The organism is Alicyclobacillus suci (assembly GCF_017329615.1).
Lineage (GTDB): Bacteria > Bacillota > Bacilli > Alicyclobacillales > Alicyclobacillaceae > Alicyclobacillus > Alicyclobacillus suci.
Genome location: NZ_JAFMTW010000193.1, coordinates 1 through 334 on the forward strand (window position 1 = coordinate 1; position 334 = coordinate 334).

Here is a 334-nt window from a genome sequence, read left to right on the forward strand (position 1 = left end):
CACCCCAACCTTCGAGAAGATTTCAAGTGACCAAACAAGAAATTTTCGAGGAGGGAAGTCCCACTTGTATATTCTCCAACCATCGCTCTTTTCCTTTGAAGACTGGCTAGAAATTGACTCCAGCGATCGTCTGCCCTTGTTCTTCGCTGTCTTGGATTTACAACCCTATGCTTCGAAATTGAGAAAACAGTCACCCCAAGGCGCGAAACCTATGAATCGTGAAGCGATTCTGCGCGCACTGCTGGCTGCTCCGCTTGAAGGAATCTCAACGTTCACAAGGCTTCATGAACGGTTGGCGCGAGATATACGCTTTCGCTACCAGTGTGGGTTTCGA

1 protein-coding gene is annotated in these 334 nt (G+C 48.5%); it reads left to right on the forward strand.

The window, feature by feature from the left end; all coding sequences use genetic code 11:
• Window positions 1-64: 64 nt before the first annotated feature.
• On the forward strand, window positions 65-334 hold a 270-nt coding region (locus J3482_RS20380; protein WP_206922840.1), incomplete at its 3' end, for a transposase.